The organism is Mycolicibacterium sp. HS_4_1 (genome assembly GCF_054515875.1).
Map to the genome: position 1 here is coordinate 5,072,517 of NZ_CM137261.1, position 19,692 is coordinate 5,092,208.

The window sequence follows — 19,692 nt, forward strand, 5'->3', positions numbered from 1 at the left end:
GCTAAGGAGTTCGGACTGCCTGAATGACGTTGTCTATCAACACTTCCGGAGTGACATTCTGGGCCACCGCCTCGAATCCGAGAATCAGCCGGTGCCGCAACACGCGGTGCGCCAGCGCTTTCACGTCATCGGGCAGCACGTGGTTGCGACCCGACAACAACGCCAACGCCCGCGCCGCCTTGCAGAAGGCGATGGTGGCGCGGGGACTGGCGCCGTACTCGATGAGCCGCGCCAGATTCGCCGGAAGGTACTGCTGCGGCGTCCGGGTCACCGCGACGATCTGGGTGATGTAGTTGACGATCGCCGGGTCGAGGTAGACGCGTCGCACCACGTCCCGGATGTAGAGGATGTCGTCGAGCGACGCCACCGGAGCGGTCCGGTGGTCGGCGTAGACACCGGCGTCGATCCGGAAGACCATTTCCGCCTCTTCCCGCGGATTCGGATAGGTCAGGATCTCCTTGAACATGAACCGGTCCATCTGCGCCTCGGGCAGCGGATAGGTGCCCTCCTGATCAACCGGGTTCTGCGTCGCGAGCACCAGGAACGGCTCGGGAATCTTGTAGACGTCGCCGGCGATGCTGGTCTGGCGTTCCTCCATCGCTTCCAGCATGGCGCTCTGGGTTTTCGCACTCGACCGGTTGATCTCGTCCAGCAGCACGATGTTGGCGTGCACGGGTCCCAGCTGGGTGTGGAAGACGCCCTTGGACGCGTCGAAGATCTGGGTCCCGATGATGTCGCTCGGCAACAGGTCGGGGGTGCACTGGATGCGCCGGAATTTGGCCTGCACCGCATCGGCCACCGCTCGGGCCGCCGTCGTCTTAGCAAGTCCCGGAACGCTTTCCAGCAACACGTGCCCGCCGGTGAACATACCGATCAACAGACTCTGCTGCAGTCCGGTCTGGCCCACCACCTTCGCCGCGAATGCTCCGGACACCGCATGTACCACCGCACGGGCGCGGTCGAGTTCATCCCGCGTCGGCTGCTGTTGCATCGTGTTCGTCGGGGCGCTCATCGGCCGAACCACTTCACTGTCAACGGTTCCTGTGTCATGTCGATCTGACCCATCAGCGGGACGAACTGCTTGCCCTGCACCGTCGCGCCGCTGGTACTCGTCGCGGTGATGGTCCACTGCGAGGTCCCCATGGTGCGCACCGACAGATCGAATGCCGTGAACGTGTAGTTGACCTGACTGAGGTCGGCCGGCGGTTCCCAGTGCACCGTGCCGTCGACCAGCGTCGGGTTCGGCATGGCGTTCGGGCAGCCCGGCGGTGCCAGTGACGTGGACTTGGCGCATTCGGCGACCGCGGTGGCCACGGCCTGCTTCGCCGCCGCCGAACCGGCCTCGCTGAGCTGCATCTGGGCACCGACAGTCAGGCCGACACCGGAGGCGACCAACCCGTCGAGCAGCACCGGCCGCGCCGTCGACACCGTCAGGTATTTGCTCGCCGAGCCCAGGTCGAGCCACCCCGGAAAGACGTACACCGGTGCATTGCTCGGCGCCGGCTTGCCGAACAGCGTGAGCGGCGCGGCCGGGAGCGGCTTGCCGGTGGCCGGGTTGTTGATCTGGATGCCGCCGTTCGCACCCAGATTCAGCTTGACGCTGGCAGTGGCGAGTTTCCAGCCGCTGTCGTCCTTTTTCACCAGCAACGTCTGATCGGCGGTCTGGTCGCCGAAGTTGACGGACACGTGCACCTGCGCCACGGGGCCGGTTTCGTTGGCGCTCAGAATCCGGATGTTGGTGATGGGCCACTTCGCCGTCTGCTGCTTGAGCACATCGTCGGTCAGGAAGTCTTTTGAGGCCGGCTGATCGGTGCCGAATGCCAACGCGGCGCCCGCATCTCCGTTCGACAGCGCTTCCAGGTAGCCCTTGACCGCGCCCTCTGCCGAACTGGCGCCACCACCACCGGGACCGCTCGATCCGCCGCCGGAGAATGACACGATCGCCACGACGATGGCCACCACCAGGAGCACCGCAAGCGTGGCTCCGCCCGTGATGAACAGCGCCTTCCTGTTCTTGGCCGGCTTCGGCGCCGGCGCATATCCGGGCTGCGGAAAGTGTTGGAACTGCTGCTGGGGCGCGGCCGGCCAAGCCCCGTGCGGCGGGGTCTGCGGCGGCGCTCCCATCGGCGCCGGCCCGCCCCATTGCGCCGGGGGCGGCGGTTGCCCGTAACCGGGATGCTGCGGCACCGGCCCGTCAACCGGATTGGGACCGCCGAAAGGCGACTGCGGCGGCTGCGTCACGAGGTGAATCCACCGTCAAGAACCGTCACCAATTGAACCTCCCCCTCATCCCCGTGCCGACTTACACCGGCGACCCGACGGTATCACTACTCCAGGTGGCCCTCCGTCGCCCATTACCAGCACCGACGCCGGCGCCTATCCTGACGGAATGAGCGCACACGTTGATCTCGATCAGCTGGCCGGCGCCGTGGACGACTTCGCCTTCGCCTATCTCGTGACGGTGACCGACGACCATCGCGCACACGTCGTCACCGTCCAGCCCACTCTTGCCGACGGGGTCTTCGACATCGCCGCCATCGGGACCCGCACCAGCGAAAATCTCAAGCATCACAGCGACGTCACCCTCATCTACCCGCCGCGCGAAGCCGACGGGTACACGCTGCTGATCGACGGTCGCGCCGATGTGAAAGACACACGGCTGCAGGTCTTTCCGAGCCGCGCGATCCTGCACCGGCAGGCCCGGCCGGACACCCCGGCGGCGGCGAGTGGCTGCCTGCACGATTGTGTGCCCATCGAGCAGTGACACGAAAAAGCCCCGACTCGCCGAGCGAGCCGGGGCTTTCCCGTAGTAGAGCTGGACTTAGAAGTCCATACCGCCCATGCCACCGGTCGGGTCGCCGGCGGGAGCCGCGGCCTTCTCCGGCTTGTCGGCGACGACGGCCTCGGTGGTGAGGAACAGCGCCGCGATGGACGCCGCGTTCTGCAGCGCCGAGCGGGTGACCTTGACTGGGTCGGCAACGCCGGCGGCCAGCAGGTCCTCGTACACGTTGGTCGCGGCGTTCAGGCCGTGACCGGCGGGCAGGTTCGACACCTTCTCGGCGACGACGCCCGGCTCCAGACCACCGTTGAAGGCGATCTGCTTCAGCGGAGCCGACAGCGCGACACGCACGATGTTGGCACCGGTGGCCTCGTCACCCTCGAGCTTGAGCTCGTCGAGCGCCGGAGCCGACTGCAGCAGAGCCACGCCACCACCGGCGACGATGCCCTCTTCGACGGCGGCCTTCGCGTTGCGGACGGCGTCCTCGATGCGGTGCTTGCGCTCCTTGAGCTCCACCTCGGTGGCAGCGCCGGCCTTGATCACCGCAACACCGCCGGCCAGCTTGGCCAGGCGCTCCTGCAGCTTCTCGCGGTCGTAGTCCGAGTCGCTGTTCTCGATCTCGGCGCGAATCTGGGCCACGCGGCCCTGGATCGCGTCGGCGTCGCCGGCACCCTCGACGATGGTGGTCTCGTCCTTGGTCACGACGATCTTGCGGGCGGTGCCCAGCAGGGAAACGTCAGCGGTGTCCAGGGACAGGCCGACCTCTTCGCTGATGACCTGGCCACCGGTGAGGATCGCCATGTCCTGCAGCATCGCCTTGCGGCGGTCACCGAAGCCCGGGGCCTTGACGGCGACGGACTTGAAGGTGCCACGGATCTTGTTGACCACCAGGGTCGACAGGGCCTCGCCCTCGACGTCCTCGGCGATGATCAGCAGCGGCTTGCCCGACTGGATGACCTTCTCCAGCAGCGGCAGCAGGTCCTTGACGGTCGAGATCTTCGAGCTGACCAGCAGGATGTAGGGATCCTCCAGGACGGCTTCCTGACGCTCGGCGTCGGTGACGAAGTAGCCCGAGATGTAGCCCTTGTCGAAGCGCATGCCCTCGGTGAGCTCCAGCTGCAGGCCGAAGGTGTTGCTCTCCTCGACGGTGATGACACCCTCGTTGCCGACCTTGTCCATGGCCTCGGCGATGAGGTCACCGATGGACTGGTCACCGGCCGAGATACCGGCGGTGGCAGCGATCTGTTCCTTGGTCTCGATCGCCTTGGCGGACTTGAGGAGACTGGCCGTGACTGCTTCCACGGCCTTCTCGATGCCGCGCTTCAGGCCGAGCGGGTTGGCGCCGGCAGCGACGTTGCGCAGGCCTTCGCGAACCAGGGCCTGAGCCAGAACGGTGGCGGTGGTGGTGCCGTCGCCGGCGACGTCGTCCGTCTTCTTGGCAACTTCCTTGACCAGCTCAGCGCCGATCTTCTCGTACGGGTCCTCCAGCTCGATCTCCTTGGCGATGGACACACCATCGTTGGTGATCGTGGGGGCGCCCCACTTCTTCTCCAGGACGACGTTGCGGCCCTTGGGGCCCAGCGTCACCTTTACCGCGTCAGCGAGGGCATTGAGACCCCGCTCGAGGCCGCGACGGGCCTCTTCGTCGTACGCAATTGTCTTGGCCATTGCGAAGTAATTCCTCCGGTTGGGAATTGCACGTCTTTGGTCAGGCGCAGCGCCCGCGACGGACGGCCTGGGCTGTGCTCGCAGATGCGGCCCCGGCCTCACTGTCCCGACCTAGCACTCACCTATCGAGAGTGCCAACGTCTTTTTAGCACTCAGGTAGGGCGAGTGCAAGGTTGTTCACCATCCGCGCAACCGAATCAGGACGCCGACCGGTACCGCGCCACCTGCGCGACGTATTCATCGAGCAGGCGCAGCGATTCATCCCTGCCCACCGAGGGCAGGAACAATCCGAGCTGCCCGTAACCGAGACCTTCGACGGCCTGCCAATATTCGGGTTTCACCGGTGCGCCGAACATCGCCAGGGGGACGTCGTGACCGGCGGCCTCACGCATCTGCCCAATACGTTTGGCCAGGACGTCGCGAGGCAGCGGGTTGGAGATCCAGCCGGCACCGTGCCGAACGACCCGTTTGACGGTCGCATCCGAATTTCCGCCGACATAGATCGGCGGGTGCGGCTTCTGCACCGGCTTGGGACGGCAGTACGACGGATCGAAGTTGACGAACTTCCCGTGATATTGGGCGGGTTCCTCGACCCACAGCTCCTTGATGGCCTCGATGCTCTCGTCCAGCCGGGCGCCCCGCGTCTTCGGATCGGTGCCGTGGTCGCGCATCTCCTCGATGTTCCAGCCGGCGCCGACGCCGAAGGTGAACCGACCGCCCGAGATGAGATCGATGCTCGCGGCTTCCTTGGCGGTATGGATCGGGTCGCGCTGGATCAGCAGGGCGACGCCGGTGAATAGTTCGATCGTGGAGGTCACCGCAGCGGCAGCGGCGAGGGTGACGAACGGGTCGAGGGTGTTGTAGTACCAGGGCGGCAGGTCGCCGCCGTTCGGGTACGCGGATTCCCGGCTCGCCGGGATGTGACTGTGCTCAGCGACGATGAGCGATGCGAAGCCCCGGTCCTCGATCGCCCGCGCCAATGTCACCGGGTCGATGGTGTCGTCGTCGACGAAGGTGGCGATTCCGAACTTCATGCGGCCGACGCTACTCCCGACGCGGCCGCAGACCATCCATCATCAGCTCGACCACCCGGTCGGCGGCGTCGGGGTTGTAGCGCTGCGCGGCCTGCGCCGCGACCAGCAGCGTCTTGACCTCGGGCACCGAGACGTCCGAGCGCACGGCGCCGGCGCGCTGGGCCGCCGTCAACAACTCGCCGAGCAGGGCCAGGAATTCGTCCTCGACGTCGGGCACCAAGGTGTTGACATCGATACCCAGGCCGGCGAGCGCGTCGACCAGACCCTGATCGGTCTCCCCCCACTGGACCAGCGACCGCAAGAAGTCGAACAGCGCGTCACCCGGGGCGTCCGACGCCAAACATGCCCGACCGGCATCGGTGACCGACTGCAACCGGTCCTCGATCACCGCGCGATAGAGATCGTCTTTGGTCGGGAAATGACGGTAGACGGTGCCGGCGCCGACGCCGGCCCGTCGGGCGATCTCGTCGATGGGCACCGAGAGCCCCTCGTCGGCGAACGTCTGATAGGCCACCTCCAGCACACGAGCCCGGTTCCGGGCCGCGTCGGCACGCAGCGGCCGCTTCGGTTTGCAGATCATCACGCTCCCGGGAACAAATTAAACGGGGCCACCGTTCCGGATATGTGAACATCCGGGGCGCTCGCCCCGGATGAGGCCAGGCTACCGAGGAACTGTCATGACCAAGTGGACAACCGCCAACATCCCCGACCAGACCGGGCGCACCGCCGTCATCACCGGCGCCAACACCGGACTCGGCTATGAGACCGCCGCGGCGCTCGCCGCGAAGAACGCACACGTCGTGCTCGCGGTCCGCAACCTCGACAAGGGTAAGGACGCCGTCGACCGGATCCGGCAGGCGACACCCGACGCCGACCTCGCACTTCAGGAACTCGACCTGACCTCACTGCAGTCGGTCCGGGAAGCCGCCGAACAGCTGAAGTCGGAATACCCGGCCATCGACCTGCTGATCAACAACGCCGGCGTCATGTGGACGCCGAAGCAGACCACCGCCGACGGCTTCGAGATGCAGTTCGGCACCAACCACCTTGGACACTTCGCGTTCACCGGCCTGCTGCTGGACCAGCTGCTGACGGTGCCCGGCTCCCGCGTCGTCACGGTCAGCAGCCTGGGCCACCGGATTCGCGCCGCCATCCACTTCGAAGATCTGCAATGGGAACGCCGCTACAACCGGGTCGCGGCCTACGGCCAGTCCAAGCTCGCCAACCTGCTCTTCACCTACGAACTGCAGCGCCGGCTGACCGGCGCGGAGACCGTCGCCCTCGCCGCGCACCCAGGCGGTTCGAGCACCGAATTGGCGCGGCACGTGGCGTTGCCGCCCGCCATCGTGACACCCATCGTCGAGCGGCTGTTCCAGAGTGCCGCCATGGGCGCCCTGCCCACCCTGCGCGCTGCGACCGACCCGGCCGCATACGGCGGCCAGTACTACGGGCCGGATGGACTGTTCCAGCAGACCGGCCACCCGAAGGTCGTGGGCTCGAGCGACCAGTCGCACGACACCGCGTTACAACAGCGACTTTGGGCGGTCTCCGAAGAACTGACCGGAGTGACGTTCCCGGTGTAACCGGGCCATGCCCTGTCGGTTGTGCGACAAGGGGCTTGCACAACCGACGGGGCCGCTACGAACGCGGTACATCGACCAGGGCTGGCAAACATTGCCACCATCGCAATCAGGCGAAAATGAACGTGTTCTAAATTCCGCACCACGTCACCCAGCCGACCCCCTCCATGCCAGGTCACAGACACGGCAGCCAACGTTCACTCCGTCACTCGCGATCCGCACCGATCGACTCCGATGCAGGTGACGGGCATGTCGAGGAGTTTTCCCTGATCCCGGCCAGTTACCGAGCCAGTGACCTCGCCACAAAGCAACTTCCCAGAAAAGTACTCAGCGCACGGCTAATGCTGTTAGTGTCCCCGACGTTTATTGACGGGGGTGTCTGGTTCCGGCGCCCCACGGGGCGAGGAGGATCGTGGCAAAGCACAGGGCAGTGGGCACCAACACCTGGTGGAGTGCGGCTGGGCCGCTCGCGGCGGCGGGATTGACGAGTGCGGCGTTCGCCAGTGCGGGCGTGATGCTGCTGTTGGGTCCGGACTCACCGACGATGCGGTCGGTGACCGCGGACATCAGGCTCGTCAACACCGAGAGCTCGAACAGCGACAGCGGCGCCAAATCCGGCAGCACCGGTGCGTCCAAGTCCACTGACGGCAAGGCCAAGTCCCAGGACACGACCAAGCCTCCGGCCAAGCCCAAGTCCGGCGAGCCGCAGAACTCCGGCACCGCGACCGACACCCCGCGAACCCCACGCCAACAGGCGCAGGACCGCATGCGCCAGTACGCGGACGACGCCAGGAAAGCCCTGAACGACATCGCTCGTGGTGGCAAGCCCAAGCACGCCGGCACCAACGCCGACGGCCCGGGTTCCGCCACCGGCGACACTGCCACCAGCACTGCGCCCACGCGCGGTTCGCGCGGCACCCGGCCAACGGCCGCCCAGAAGCCCGACGCAGCGGATAAGGCGAGTTCCACCGCGGCCGTCAGCCCCAAGAAGACTCCCACCGGCGCGGTCACCGGCGGCTCGACTGCCGGGCGCAACGCGACCCAACCGGGTACGGCTGCCGGCAACGAGGCCGCCGCAACCTCGACGGCGCCCAGCGTCCAATCGGCCCCGTCCGCGCCGTCAGCGCCAGTAGTCGTCCCCGTGCTGACCGCCCCGGCGAGCAAGCCGTTCAACCCGATCAGCGGCGTGCTGTCCGCGCTCGGTCTGGGCACCATGCTGGTCCCCGACGCACCGACCGCCCCCAACCAGATGCCCGACGTCTGGGCTGTGATGGCCTGGGTGCGGCGCAACACGGAGTACGGCGTAGCGGCCAAGCGAGTGCAACTGAACTCCGCCGCCCACCCGGCCTCGGTGGCCGCGGCCCCGCCGACCACAGCAGACCGGCTGCCCGCCGTCACGCCGGCGGCCGCGGTCAACCCGGTCACCCCACTGGCTGCGGTCAACCCGGTCACCCCACTGGCTGCGGTCAACCCACTGGCCGCCGTCGGTCCGCTGGCGCTACCCACGTTCGTCGACCCGACAGTGGTGGTCGCCAACTGGATCTATCAGAACGTGCACTTCGGCGTGCAGGCCTGGATCAACAGCCCCATCGGCTTTGTCGTCGACAGCGGGATCAACCTGCTCTCCGGCCAGTACCTGATCGGCAACGGCTCCAACGGCAACCTGATCAACCCCAACGGCGGCAACGGCGGCCTGTGGTGGGGTGACGGCGGTAAGGGTTACTCGAGCGGCCTTCCCGGAGTCGACGGCGGCACCGGCGGCAACGCCCGCGGTTTCGGCAACGGCGGCTCGGGTGGCGACGGCTACTCGGGCTTCGGCATCTTCACGCCGACGGCCGGCGGTACCGGTGGCAACGCCGGGGGAATCGGCCACGGCGGCGATGGCGGTAAGGGCGGCAGCGGTGCCAACGGCGCCGACGGTCTTGCCGCACTTGGCCAGAACGGCGCCAACGGCCAAAGCGGCGCCAACGGCGGCGCCGGCGGCAACGGGGGCTACGTCTTCGGCATCGGTGGACGCGGCGGCGTCGGCGGCGACGCCGGTAGCGGCGGCAACGGTGGCTCGGGCGTCCTCGGCGGCGGAGCCCTCGGCGGCGGTGGTAACGGCGGCAACGGTGGTGTCGGCGGCGTCGGCGGCAATGGCGGCAAGAAGGTCGGGTTCATCGGCAGTGTCGGCGCCGGCGGTCAGGGCGGCGCTGCCGGTGCCGGTGGCAATGGTGCCAACGGCTCCGACGGCAGTTCGTCACTGATCCCCGACGGCGGAACGGGCGGTAACGGCGGCAATGCCGGCACTGCGGGAGCTGGCGGCTTCGACGGCAGCGGGACGACGCAGGCCGCGACCGGCAATACGACCGCCGCCGGCGGCAACGGCGGCAAGGGTGGCAACGGCTTCGACACCATCACCGCAATCGGCATCGCAGGCAACGGCGGAGCCGGCGGCAACGGCGGTACCGGTGGCACCGACGGCAACGGCGGCAACGGCGGCGCCGGCGGCACCGGAGGCAACGGCGCCAATGGCCTTGCCGCACTTGGCCAGAACGGCCCCAACGGCGGCAACGGCGGCGCCGGCGGCATCGGTGGCGCCGGCGGCACCAACTCCGGCAACGGCGGTATCGGCGGCGCCGGCGGCAATGCCGGCAACGGCGGCAGCGGCGGGTCCGGTGTCCTCGGCGGCGGCGCCCTCGGCAACGGCGGCAACGGCGGCAACGGCGGTACCGGCGGCGGCGGCGGCAAGGGCGGCGCGGCCGCCCACGGCACCGTCGGGGCCGGCGGTCAGGGCGGCGCGGCCGGGTCCGGCGGCAATGGTGCCAACGGCTCCGACGGCAGTTCCTCACTGATCCCCGACGGCGGCAAGGGCGGTGACGGCGGCAATGCCGGCAGCGCCGGCGCCGGCGGCTTCGACGGCAACGGCGCCCACCAGGCCGCCACCGCCAACGTCAGCGCCCATGGCGGCAACGGCGGCAAGGGTGGCAACGGCTTCGACACCATCACCGCAATCGACATCGCAGGCAACGGCGGAGCCGGCGGCAACGGCGGCAACGGCGGCACCGACGGCAACGGCGGCAACGGCGGCGCCGGCGGCACCGGAGGCAACGGCGCCAATGGCCTTGCCGCACTTGGCCAGAACGGCCCCAACGGCGGCAACGGCGGCGCCGGCGGCATCGGTGGCGCCGGCGGCACCAACTCCGGCAACGGCGGTATCGGCGGCGCCGGCGGCAATGCCGGCAACGGCGGCAGCGGCGGGTCCGGTGTCCTCGGCGGCGGCGCCCTCGGCGGCGGCGGCAACGGCGGCAACGGCGGTACCGGTGGCGGCGGCGGCAAGGGCGGCGCGGCCGCCCACGGCACCGTCGGGGCCGGCGGTCAGGGCGGCGCGGCCGGGTCCGGCGGCAATGGTGCCAACGGCTCCGACGGCAGTTCCTCACTGATCCCCGACGGCGGCAAGGGCGGTGACGGCGGCAATGCCGGTACCGCGGGAGCTGGCGGCTTCGACGGCAACGGCGCCCACCAGGCCGCCACCGCCAACGTCAGCGCCCATGGCGGCAACGGCGGCAAGGGCGGCAACGGCTTCGACACCATCACCGCAATCGACATCGCAGGCAACGGCGGAGCCGGCGGCAACGGCGGCAACGGCGGCACCGACGGCAACGGCGGCAACGGCGGCGCCGGCGGCACCGGAGGCAACGGCGCCAATGGCCTTGCCGCACTTGGCCAGAACGGCCCCAACGGCGGCAACGGCGGCGCCGGCGGCATCGGTGGCGCCGGCGGCACCAACTCCGGCAACGGCGGTATCGGCGGCGCCGGCGGCAATGCCGGCAACGGCGGCAGCGGCGGGTCCGGTGTCCTCGGCGGCGGCGCCCTCGGCGGCGGCGGCAACGGCGGCAACGGCGGTACCGGTGGCGGCGGCGGCAAGGGCGGCGCGGCCGCCCACGGCACCGTCGGGGCCGGCGGTCAGGGCGGCGCGGCCGGGTCCGGCGGCAATGGTGCCAACGGCTCCGACGGCAGTTCCTCACTGATCCCCGACGGCGGCAAGGGCGGTGACGGCGGCAATGCCGGTACCGCGGGAGCTGGCGGCTTCAATGGCAGCGGAGTCAACCAGGCGGCCACCGGAACCGGCGGCAACGGCGGCAACGGCGGCAAGGGCGGCAACGGCTTCGACACCATCACCGCAATCGGCATCGCAGGCAACGGCGGAGCCGGCGGCAACGGCGGTACCGGTGGCACCGACGGCAACGGCGGCAACGGCGGCGCCGGCGGCACCGGAGGCAACGGCGCCAATGGCCTTGCCGCACTTGGCCAGAACGGCCCCAACGGCGGCAACGGCGGCGCCGGCGGCATCGGTGGCGCCGGCGGCACCAACTCCGGCAACGGCGGCACGGGCGGTATCGGAGGCTCCGGAGGCAACGGCGGCAGCGGCGGCTCGGGCGTGCTCGGTGGCAACACCGGCGGTTCCGGGGGTGCGGGCGGTACCGGTGGCGGCGGCGGCAAGGGCGGCGGCGCAGCGCACGGGACCGTCGGGGCCGGCGGCAAGGGTGGCGCAGCCGGCAACGGCGGCACCGGTGGTGCCGGTTCGGACGGTATTTCGTCGATCCAGAGCAATGGCGGCAAGGGCGGTACCGGCGGGACGGCAGGTAGTGCCGGCGCGGGCGGCTTCAACGGCAGCGGCGTCAGCCAGGCCCTCAGCGGCGTCGGCGGTGTCGGCGGCAACGGCGGCAAGGGCGGCAACGGTTTTGGCGCCATCACCATCCTTGACACCGCGGGCCGCGGCGGGGACGGTGGCGCCGGCGGCTCGGGCGGCGTGACCGGCAACGGTGGTGCCGGCGGTGCCGGCGGTACCGGTGGCAATGGCGCCGACGGAACCATCGGGCCCTTGCTGGGCGCTACGGGCTTGTCCGGTAGCAGCGCCGGGGCGGGCGGCAACGGCGGTATCGGCGGTGCCGGCGGAACCACGTCGGGTGACGGCGGCAAGGGCGGGGCCGGCGGCGCCGGCGGGACCGGTGGGTCCGGCGGCATCGGCGGGCTCCCGGCCTTCGGTTCCAACAATGCGGCCGGAATCAGCGGCGGTGGCGGCTTCGGGGGTACCGGCGGCGCAGGTGGTGCCGCCGGTAGCGGCGGAGCCGGCGGCACTGCAGCGCACGGCATCGACGGTGCCGGCGGGACGGGCGGCACCGGCGGGAACGGCGGCATCGGCGGAGCGGGCCAGACCGGCGCGCACGGCACTCCGTTCATCAACGGAAACGCCGGTGCCACCGGCGGTGTGGGTGGCCACGGTGGTCTCGCGGGTGCCGGCGGCAGCGGCGGAACGTCGGGCAACAACGTCGGTGGTGCCGGCGGTAACGGCGGCGTCGGCGGCGCGGGCGGTTCCGGCGGTGCCGGCGGCGACGGTTACAACGACAACGTGACCCAGTGGGGCAACGGCGGCAATGGTGGTGCCGGCGGCGTCGGCGGCACCAGCGGCAACGGCGGTGCGGGCGGAACCGGTTCGACGACCGGCGCCGGTGGCAACGGTCCGGCCGGCGGCGCCGGTGGTGCGGGCGGTACGGGCGGTGCCAATGGCGGTCACGGCACCCACGACGGTGCCGACGGCGCCCCTGGCGCTGCCGGCGGCAGCGGCACCGGAGGCTCCGGGAATCCTGCCGGCAGCAGCGGAATCCAGGTATAGCGATCACGGTGTGGCGCCGGCCATCGGCGCCACACCGTGATCACCTCCGCAGGTCCAGCAACTCTTCCTGGAACCCGCCGAACTGCCGACCCGGGGCGATCAGGTGCACTTCCAGAATCCAATGGCATTGCCGCCCTTGGGTATCCACCCGACGCATCGGCAGGTCCGAGCCTGGTGCCACATAGGAGTCGATCTCGTGGCCGCGGATTTTCTCATGCGGAAACTCGCCGACCAGATGTCCGGCGATGGCACCGCCGAATTCCCAACCGGCGGTTCGACTCAACCCGACGACGTGCTCGAACAGTTGCGCACCGGTGATGTCCAAAGTCGCCTCGAAGTGGGCTCGAGCCGCTTCCCACACTTTCGGTAAGTCGTTGCGCATGGCCAACTTTCGCGGGTCGTCACCGAGCACGAACGTACGGCCGAAATCTGCTTCCCACTCCTCGAAGAGGGGCCCAAGGTCAACGAACACGATGTCATCGTCGGCGATGACACGGTCTGGCGGATTGTCGCGGGCCGTCGCGAGGGTGTTCTCGCCGCCGCGCACGATCCGTTTATGCCAGTGCCGGGTGACGCCGAGGAGTTCGGCCGCCAGCTCTCGAATCTCGTCGGACACCTGACGCTCGCCGGCGCCGGGCCGGATCAGCCCCCGCTCTTCGATGGCGACGAACAATTCCGCCGCCTTGTCCTGGGCGCCCAGAAGCCGCGCGGCCCGCACGTCTTCGTCAAACTTCTCCACCGCACCGAGGCTAGGCGGGCCGCACGAACTCCCAACCGGCTGCCTTCATGTCGGTGATCGCCGCCGCATACCCGGCCGCGGTCCCCGACCCGGGGCGGTTCATATGGGAGATCACGACGGAACCGGGTTGCGCACCAACCACATTCGCGCGCACCCGCGCGGCGGGCAGCGTGGCGCCACTATCTCCGTTGACAGTGAAGCCGAGCGGCTGCAACCCGAGGTCATGCACGATCTGCACGGCCACGTCGTCGTAGTGGGCGGTGCCGGGACGGAACCAGGTGGGCGCCTTACCGGTCAATGTCGTGAGTTTGATCTGGTTACCCCACACCTCGTCGACGACCTCGGCGGCCGACCGCGTGCCGGCGATCCCGTAGGCAGCACGGCCGGTCACCGACAGCGGCACGTGGCGGGTGCCGTGGTTGCCGATCTCGAAGAGCGGGTTCGCCGCCAGTTGCGCCGCCCGGTCGGGGTGCTGGTCGATCCAGCGGGAGTTCAGGAACAACACGGCCGGCACGTTGTTGCGCTGCAGCGTGTCGAGCAGGGCCTCGTCGACACCGCCACGGCAGGCGTCGAACGTCAGGGCGATCTGGCGCCCCCTCACCGGGAAGGAGGTGACGATCCCGGGCAGCGCCATCCCCCACTGGGTCGGCACCCGGCGCGCATATTGACCGGCGACAGCGGCCGGATCCAGGGCGGCGGACGCCCGCGACGCCAACACCAGCGAACCGGCAGCTGCGGCACCAGCAGCCAGGAAAGCCCGTCTGGTTATCACAGGCCGGACGGTAGGCCCAGACTCTGAACAACGAGTGTCCAGAAGCTGTGAGTTTGCCGCGAGCGCCGGGCCGGGCGGCCGCCCTATCGTGAGAGGCGAAAAGCCGTGTCCCAAGCCCGTCGTCCACCAGGAGCCGACCGTGTCGTTGGTAGTTCCGCCGTATCCCCCGGCCCGCTACACCGCTGATCAACCGGAGGTCAGCGCCACACTACGGCGCGGAGACGAGCCGCCCGACTACGACTCGCACGGCTTGATCCAGTACCACTACCTCGCGAACCAAACGAAGACCGCCGGCGACTACGGCCTGTATCGCGTCGACATCGCGCCGCACGGCGGCGGACCGGGGCCGCATTTTCACCGCGCGATGTCCGAGGCGTTCTTCGTGCTCTCCGGCACCATGACGCTCTACGACGGCACCGACTGGGTGCGGGCCGGCGCCAACGACTTCCTGTACGTCCCGCCCGGCGGCATCCACGGATTCCGCAACGAGGCCGACGAGCCGGCGTCGATCCTGATGTTGTTCGCTCCGGGTGCTCCGCGCGAGGCGTATTTCGAGGGGTTCGGCCAGCTCGCCGACATGACCGATGACGAACGCCGCGAGTGGTTCATCAAGCACGACAACTTCTTCGTCGAGTAGGACGCGCCGACTCGTCCCAGGACACGCCGGGGAAAGTGCGCAGCCCGAACCCGTTGCCCTAAACTGCCCTTCGACCAAGGAGGAGTCTTCGGGTGCGGGCATACGCAGCGCCCAGCACCCAGGCTTTGCGGGGCTGGCAGCGTCGGGCTTTGGTGCGGTATCTGACCGCCAAGCCACGGGATTTTTTGGCTGTCGCGACGCCGGGCGCAGGCAAGACCACGTTCGCCCTGCGGATCGCCGGTGAGTTGCTGACGGAGCGCACCGTCGACCAGGTCGTGGTCGTCGTCCCGACCGAGCATCTCAAGACCCAGTGGGCAGAAGCCGCGGCACGCGTCGGCATGGCCCTGGACCCCAAGTTCAGCAACTCGACCGGGCAGACGTCGTCGGATTACCACGGCATCGTCGTCACCTACGCCCAGGTCGCCAGCCATCCGACCAGGCACCGCGTACGCACGGAGAACCACAAGACGCTGGTGATCTTCGACGAGGTCCACCACGGCGGCGACGCGAAGAGCTGGGGCGAGGCCATTCGCGAGGCCTACGACGACGCGACGCGCCGCCTGTGTCTGACAGGGACGCCGTTCCGGTCGGACGACAGCCCCATCCCGTTCGTCAACTACGAACCCGATGGCAGCGGTCACCAGCAGTCGGTCGCCGACCACACCTACGGCTACTCCGACGCGCTCGCCGACGGCGTCGTCCGTCCGGTGGTGTTCATGGCGTACTCGGGTGAAGCCCGCTGGCGCGACAGCGCCGGCGAGGAGCACGCGGCCCGACTGGGTGAACCGCTCACCGCCGAACAGACCGCCCGGGCCTGGCGCACCGCCCTGAACCCCGAGGGCGAATGGATGCCCGCGGTCATCGCAGCGGCCAACAAGCGCCTGGGCCAGCTCCGCCAGCACATCCCGGACGCCGGCGGCATGATCATCGCCACCGACCAGACCACGGCCCGCGCGTACGCCAAGCTGCTGCACACCATCACGGGTGAGGAAGCGACCGTCATCCTGTCGGATGACCCGACGGCCTCGGCGCGCATCTCACAGTTCTCCGACGGCAGCAGTCGCTGGCTGGTTGCGGTCCGCATGGTGTCCGAAGGCGTCGACGTGCCGCGGCTCGCGGTCGGCGTGTACGCCACCAGTGCGTCGACCCCGCTGTTCTTCGCGCAGGCCATCGGCCGGTTCGTGCGGCTGCGGCGCAAGGGCGAGACGGCCAGCATCTTCCTGCCGTCGGTGCCGAACCTGCTGGAGCTGGCCAGCGAGCTGGAGCGCGAACGCAACCACGTGCTGGGCAAGCCGCATCGCGTGTCCGACGGGCTCGACGACGAACTGCTCGAGCAGGCACAGAAGAAGGAAGACGAGAAGTCGGAGCTGGAGAACGGCTTCGAGATGCTCGGGTCGGACGCCGAGCTGGACCAGGTGATCTTCGACGGCTCGTCGTTCGGCACTGCGACCGAGGCCGGCAGTGACGAGGAGGCCGACTACCTCGGCATCCCGGGTCTGCTGGACCCCAACCAGATGCGTGATCTGCTGAGCAAGCGCCAGGACGAACAGCTGCAGAAGCGCAGCGCCAAGGCCGCGGCCACGGGTGCACCGCCGCCACCGATGACCACGCACGGTCAGTTGCGCGAGCTGCGCAAAGAACTGAACCTGCTGGTGGCCGCTTTCCACCACCGCACCGGACGGCCGCACGGCTGGATCCACAACGAGCTGCGACGCCGCCATCCCGGCCCGCCGGTGGCCGCCGCGACCCGCGAGCAGCTGCAGGACCGCATCTCCGCGATCCGCAACATGCAGCGTGAGCTGACGGCCTGACGGCTAGAGCCCGAGCAGCTCCGGCAGATCAGCCACCGAGTCCACCACGTAGTTCGGCTGCATCGCGAATTCGTCTGAGGCCCACCGGTCCAGCGTGTCCTGCCGGAACTTGCCGGTGCGCACCAGCACGCCGGCCATGCCGACGACCTGGGCCGCCAGCACGTCGTTGTTGAGGTCGTCGCCGACCATGTACATCTCTTCGGGCTCGACGCCGAGGCGGGCGGCCGCGGCCAGGAACCCGGCGGGCGCGGGCTTGCCGACGGCGGTGCCCTGATGCCCGGTGGTCTGTTCGAGGCCGGCCAGATAGAGCCCGGTGTCCACCCGCAACCCGTCGGCGGTGGTCCACGCGTTGCTGCGGTGCATGGCCACCACCGGGACACCGCGGGCCATCCAGTCGTAGACCCAGCTGAGGGTCAGATGTGTGTATTCGGGCCCGGCGCCACCGAGCAGCACCACGTCGGGTGTGTCGGGCTGCTGCGGGCCGGCGAAATCGGAGGCGTAAACCAGATCGACGCCGGGCATGTCCGCACCGATCTGGCCGCTGTTCACCAGAAAACACCGGGCGCCCGGGTAGCGGTCGCGCACATAGTCGGCGGTCAGCACAGCGGCCGTGACCACCTCGTCGGCGGCGACGTCGAGCCCTGCGGTACAAAGCAATTCGGCGATCTGCTGGCGGGTGCGGGTGGTGGTGTTGGTGAGGAAGGACCGGGCGATCTGACGCTCTTCGAGCGCCCGCAGAGTTTCGGCCGCACCATCGATCGGGCGCCACGAGGTCACCAGGACACCATCGATGTCGAAGAGAACCCCGCCGATTGCCATGGTGCCGACAGTAAACGCCCGCCGCTCCTGCGCAACTCAGGCGGTCTGCTCGGTAATGTCAACGCGCATGACGGCTAAGTGGACTGCGGGCGATGTGCCGGACCAGACGGGGCGGGTGGCGATCGTCACCGGCTCCAACACCGGGCTGGGCTACGAGACGGCGCGCGTGCTGGCGGGCAGGGGCGCGCGCGTGGTGATGGCCGTGCGCGACACCGCCAAGGGTGACGACGCGGCCGCCCGGCTCCGGGCGAGCACCCCCAACGCCGATGTCACCGTGCAGAAGCTGGACCTGGGGTCACTGACCTCGGTCCGCGCCGCCGCCGACGACCTGCGCGCGGCCTACCCGCGGATCGATCTGCTGATCAACAACGCCGGTGTCATGTACCCGCCGAAGCAGACCACCGCCGACGGCTTCGAATTGCAGTTCGGCACCAACCACCTGGGCGCCTTCGCGCTGACCGGCCTGCTGATCGAGAATCTGCTGCCCGTCGCGGGCTCGCGGGTGGTGACGCTCGGCAGCATCGCCCACCGCATCCTCGGGAAGATCGACTTCACCGACCTGCAGTGGGAGCGGCGCCGCTACAACCGCGTCGCCGCCTATGGCCAGTCGAAGCTCGCCAACCTCATGTTCGCCTACGAGCTGCAGCGCCGGCTCGTGGCCACCAACGCCGAAACCATCTCGGTCGCGGCCCATCCCGGCATCTCCAACACCGAATTGATGCGCCACATCCCCGGTTCGGGGCTCCCGGGCTTCCACCAGATCAGCGGACTGGTCGCCAACAGCCCCGAGGTCGGCGCCCTGGCCACCTTGCGGGCTGCCGTCGACCCCGACGCGCGCGGTGGCGAGTACTACGGCCCGTCGGGTTTCCGGCAACTGGTCGGCCACCCGGTGCTGGTCCAGTCGAGCGCCCAATCGCACGACGCCGGCATCCAGCGGCGGCTGTGGGCCGTCTCCGAAGAACTGACCGGCGTCACGTTCCCGATCTAGCGTCATGCGGACTGTCGAAGAACATCAGCGGGTCGTCGCCGGGTTGATCAGCGCCCGGCCTGCCGTCACCGTGCCGCTGGCCGACGCGCTGGGACTGGCCCTTGCCGACGATGTGGTGGCCCCGCTGTCGCTGCCCGGTTTCGACAACTCGGCCATGGACGGCTATGCCGTACTGGCTGCCGACGTTGCCGGCGCGTCAGCCGAGAACCCGGTGAAACTGCCTGTCGCCGAAGACATTCCGGCCGGCCGCACGGACCTGCTCACCTTGGCGCCCGGCACCGCGCACCGGATCATGACCGGCGCCATGCTGCCGGCCGGTGCCACAGCCGTGGTGCCCGTGGAATCAACCGATGCGGCGACGGACACTGTCTCGATCTTCGCCGCCGCTGTCGAGGGCCGCCACATCCGGCGTGCCGGCGAGGACGTGACCGCGGGGATGACGGTGCTGTCCGCCGGCGAGGTGCTGTCCCCTGCGGCACTGGGCCTGGCCGCCGCACTCGGCTTCGCCGAGCTGAAAGTGATTCCGCGGCAGCGGGTTCTGGTCCTGTCCACCGGAACGGAACTGGTCACACCGGGCACGCCGCTGCAGCCGGGCCAGATCTACGAGTCCAACGCCGTGATGCTGGCCGCGGCGCTGCGCGAGGCCGGAGCCGACGTCACCACCGCACCGGCGACGTCGGATGACGTCGCGTTGTTTCGGGAGACCTTGGCCGGTCACGCCACGGACGTCGACCTGATCGTCACCACCGGCGGCGTCAGTGCCGGTGCCTACGAGGTGGTGAAAGACGCTCTCGTCCATGACGTCGAGTTCGTGAAGGTCGCCATGCAGCCGGGTATGCCCCAGGGGGCCGGGACCGTCAACGGCACGCCCATCGTTACGTTGCCGGGCAACCCGGTCTCGGCGCTGGTGTCGTTCGAGGTGTTCATCCGGCCGCCGCTGCGGGCGGCGATGGGGCTGACGTCGCAGCGGCCGCGCCGCTCGGCGACCCTCACCGAACAGCTGACCTCCCCCGCCGGGAAACGTCAGTTCCGCCGCGGCGTGCTCGGCACCGATGAGCAGGTGAGCAGCTACGGCCCGCCGGCCTCGCACCATCTCCGGTGGCTGGCAACAGCAAACTGCCTGCTGGACATCGGCGAGGACGTGGTCGAATTGGCAGCCGGATCACCCGTGCCCGTCTGGGATCTCAGTTAGAGCCCCGCAAACCGTAG

15 protein-coding genes are annotated in these 19,692 nt (G+C 69.4%); 7 read left to right on the top strand and 8 right to left on the bottom strand.

Annotated elements, in window-relative coordinates:
- Nucleotide 1: 1 nt before the first annotated feature.
- Together ACX12F_RS24590 and ACX12F_RS24595 are read right to left on the bottom strand one after the other, a co-directional pair.
- Complete coding sequence (locus tag ACX12F_RS24590) at nucleotides 2–1,012, bottom strand: AAA family ATPase (protein ID WP_459366886.1); 1,011 nt, start codon at nucleotides 1,010–1,012, stop codon at nucleotides 2–4.
- Nucleotides 1,009–2,241, bottom strand: coding sequence for a hypothetical protein (locus ACX12F_RS24595; RefSeq protein WP_459366887.1), 1,233 nt, complete (start codon nucleotides 2,239–2,241; stop codon nucleotides 1,009–1,011). The genes ACX12F_RS24590 and ACX12F_RS24595 overlap by 4 nt, the downstream gene beginning before the upstream one ends.
- A gap of 148 nt (nucleotides 2,242–2,389) precedes the next feature.
- Between ACX12F_RS24595 and ACX12F_RS24600 the strand changes: the two genes are divergently transcribed.
- Nucleotides 2,390–2,764, top strand: coding sequence for a pyridoxamine 5'-phosphate oxidase family protein (locus tag ACX12F_RS24600; RefSeq protein ID WP_459366888.1), 375 nt, complete (start codon nucleotides 2,390–2,392; stop codon nucleotides 2,762–2,764).
- Between the two features lie 57 nt (nucleotides 2,765–2,821).
- On the opposite strand, the gene groL is transcribed toward ACX12F_RS24600, so the two are convergent.
- The 3 genes from groL to ACX12F_RS24615 form a co-directional block, all read right to left on the bottom strand.
- Nucleotides 2,822–4,447, bottom strand: coding sequence for a chaperonin GroEL (groL, locus tag ACX12F_RS24605; protein WP_459366889.1), 1,626 nt, complete (start codon nucleotides 4,445–4,447; stop codon nucleotides 2,822–2,824).
- Nucleotides 4,448–4,644: 197 nt separating this feature from the next.
- Entirely contained in the window at nucleotides 4,645–5,481 is an 837-nt protein-coding gene (locus ACX12F_RS24610) for an LLM class F420-dependent oxidoreductase (protein ID WP_459366890.1), read from the bottom strand.
- A gap of 10 nt (nucleotides 5,482–5,491) precedes the next feature.
- Nucleotides 5,492–6,058 (bottom strand): TetR/AcrR family transcriptional regulator, encoded by a 567-nt coding sequence (locus ACX12F_RS24615; protein WP_459370493.1) that lies wholly within the window; start codon nucleotides 6,056–6,058, stop codon nucleotides 5,492–5,494.
- Between the two features lie 100 nt (nucleotides 6,059–6,158).
- Between ACX12F_RS24615 and ACX12F_RS24620 the strand changes: the two genes are divergently transcribed.
- Both ACX12F_RS24620 and ACX12F_RS24625 read left to right on the top strand, forming a co-directional pair.
- Complete coding sequence (locus ACX12F_RS24620; protein WP_459366891.1) at nucleotides 6,159–7,064, top strand: SDR family NAD(P)-dependent oxidoreductase; 906 nt, start codon at nucleotides 6,159–6,161, stop codon at nucleotides 7,062–7,064.
- Nucleotides 7,065–7,473: 409 nt separating this feature from the next.
- Nucleotides 7,474–12,717 (top strand): PGRS repeat-containing protein, encoded by a 5,244-nt coding sequence (locus ACX12F_RS24625; protein WP_459366892.1) that lies wholly within the window; start codon nucleotides 7,474–7,476, stop codon nucleotides 12,715–12,717.
- 40 nt (nucleotides 12,718–12,757) lie between these two features.
- Here ACX12F_RS24625 and ACX12F_RS24630 read toward each other — a convergent pair whose 3' ends face one another.
- Nucleotides 12,758–13,456, bottom strand: a complete 699-nt coding sequence (locus ACX12F_RS24630; RefSeq protein WP_459366893.1) for a M24 family metallopeptidase — start codon at nucleotides 13,454–13,456, stop codon at nucleotides 12,758–12,760.
- A 10-nt stretch (nucleotides 13,457–13,466) separates the two neighbouring features.
- Nucleotides 13,467–14,228 carry a polysaccharide deacetylase family protein gene (locus ACX12F_RS24635; protein WP_459366894.1) on the bottom strand — a complete coding sequence of 254 codons (762 nt, stop codon included), beginning with the start codon at nucleotides 14,226–14,228 and terminating at the stop codon, nucleotides 13,467–13,469.
- 139 nt (nucleotides 14,229–14,367) lie between these two features.
- Between ACX12F_RS24635 and ACX12F_RS24640 the strand changes: the two genes are divergently transcribed.
- A complete protein-coding gene (locus tag ACX12F_RS24640; protein WP_459366895.1) occupies nucleotides 14,368–14,865 on the top strand; it encodes a cupin domain-containing protein in 498 nt (165 codons plus the stop codon).
- 92 nt (nucleotides 14,866–14,957) lie between these two features.
- On the top strand, nucleotides 14,958–16,676 hold the full coding sequence (locus tag ACX12F_RS24645; RefSeq protein WP_459366896.1) for a DEAD/DEAH box helicase: 1,719 nt from the start codon (nucleotides 14,958–14,960) through the stop codon (nucleotides 16,674–16,676).
- A 3-nt stretch (nucleotides 16,677–16,679) separates the two neighbouring features.
- Here ACX12F_RS24645 and ACX12F_RS24650 read toward each other — a convergent pair whose 3' ends face one another.
- Nucleotides 16,680–17,495: an HAD-IIA family hydrolase gene (locus ACX12F_RS24650; RefSeq protein ID WP_459366897.1), complete on the bottom strand. Its 816-nt coding sequence runs from the start codon at nucleotides 17,493–17,495 to the stop codon at nucleotides 16,680–16,682.
- A 67-nt stretch (nucleotides 17,496–17,562) separates the two neighbouring features.
- Between ACX12F_RS24650 and ACX12F_RS24655 the strand changes: the two genes are divergently transcribed.
- Entirely contained in the window at nucleotides 17,563–18,483 is a 921-nt protein-coding gene (locus tag ACX12F_RS24655) for an SDR family NAD(P)-dependent oxidoreductase (RefSeq protein WP_459366898.1), read from the top strand.
- 4 nt (nucleotides 18,484–18,487) lie between these two features.
- Entirely contained in the window at nucleotides 18,488–19,675 is a 1,188-nt protein-coding gene (gene moeA, locus ACX12F_RS24660) for a molybdopterin molybdotransferase MoeA (RefSeq protein WP_459366899.1), read from the top strand.
- The last annotated feature ends 17 nt before the right edge of the window (nucleotides 19,676–19,692 follow it).

What these genes read in the sequence shown, in the direction of transcription:
- ACX12F_RS24590 (WP_459366886.1), bottom strand. Translation starts at nt 1,012, where the DNA reads ATGAGCGCCCCGACGAACACGATGCAACAGCAGCCGACGCGGGATGAA.
- ACX12F_RS24600 (WP_459366888.1), top strand. Translation starts at nt 2,390, where the DNA reads ATGAGCGCACACGTTGATCTCGATCAGCTGGCCGGCGCCGTGGACGAC.
- groL (WP_459366889.1), bottom strand. Translation starts at nt 4,447, where the DNA reads ATGGCCAAGACAATTGCGTACGACGAAGAGGCCCGTCGCGGCCTCGAG.
- ACX12F_RS24610 (WP_459366890.1), bottom strand. Translation starts at nt 5,481, where the DNA reads ATGAAGTTCGGAATCGCCACCTTCGTCGACGACGACACCATCGACCCG.
- ACX12F_RS24620 (WP_459366891.1), top strand. Translation starts at nt 6,159, where the DNA reads ATGACCAAGTGGACAACCGCCAACATCCCCGACCAGACCGGGCGCACC.
- ACX12F_RS24650 (WP_459366897.1), bottom strand. Translation starts at nt 17,495, where the DNA reads ATGGCAATCGGCGGGGTTCTCTTCGACATCGATGGTGTCCTGGTGACC.
- ACX12F_RS24655 (WP_459366898.1), top strand. Translation starts at nt 17,563, where the DNA reads ATGACGGCTAAGTGGACTGCGGGCGATGTGCCGGACCAGACGGGGCGG.
- moeA (WP_459366899.1), top strand. Translation starts at nt 18,488, where the DNA reads ATGCGGACTGTCGAAGAACATCAGCGGGTCGTCGCCGGGTTGATCAGC.